Origin of the sequence: Streptomyces sparsogenes subsp. cuspidosporus, assembly GCF_039532705.1 — a bacterium.
GTDB classification, from domain to species: domain Bacteria; phylum Actinomycetota; class Actinomycetes; order Streptomycetales; family Streptomycetaceae; genus Streptomyces; species Streptomyces sparsogenes.
Map to the genome: position 1 here is coordinate 1 of NZ_BAAASD010000143.1, position 696 is coordinate 696.

Consider the following 696-nt stretch of genomic DNA (forward strand, 5'->3'; position numbering starts at 1 on the left):
CGAGCCATCGCCGAACTCGCGGCCGCTGGACTCGTCCAAGCCAAGCGCCGCGGCGGAACCTACGTTCGCCGCTTCGCCGCCATCCCCCGCAGCTCACCAGGGCGTCTCGCCAAGGAACGCTGGCTCGGCGGCGAGACCATTCAGGACGCTGACACCAAGGACCGCAGACGCGAGCTCAACACCAGTACCGGCGAGACACCCGCCCCCGACTGGGTCGCAGCAGCCTTAGGCGTCGCGGCCGGCGAGCCCGTCGCCTTCCGCGACCGCCGGTATGCCGTTGACGAGCGGTTCGTGCAGCTGGCCACCAGCTACCTGCCGGTCGACATCGCGCGCGGCACGCAGATCATGCATACGGATACAGGGCCTGGCGGAACCTATGCCAGGCTCGCCGAAATCGGTCACCGACCGGTCCGGTTCACCGAGTATCTGCGGGCACGGATGCCGTCGCCGGAAGAGACGGATCGACTCGAGCTGCCGGTCGGCACGCCGGTTTTCGAGATCACCCGACACGCCTTCAACGAGGAGGGACGCTGCGTCGAGATCAACCGGATGATCCTCGATGGCATGGCGTACCTGCTGGACTACTCATTCCCGGCCTGAACGTTCCGCAGCTTGGTGTGGATGTAGGCGGCGGTCTCGGCGTCGTAGGTTTCGGAGACAACATGCTTCACCGCCATGACGGATTCGCGCGGCATT

Annotated in this window: 1 protein-coding gene; it reads left to right on the plus strand. The window is 66.4% G+C overall.

From position 1 onward, the window contains the following. Nucleotides 1–600 (plus strand): GntR family transcriptional regulator (locus ABFY07_RS42755; RefSeq protein ID WP_346179621.1); only part of this gene is annotated, 600 nt, incomplete at its 5' end. Between the last annotated feature and the right edge of the window lie 96 nt (nucleotides 601–696).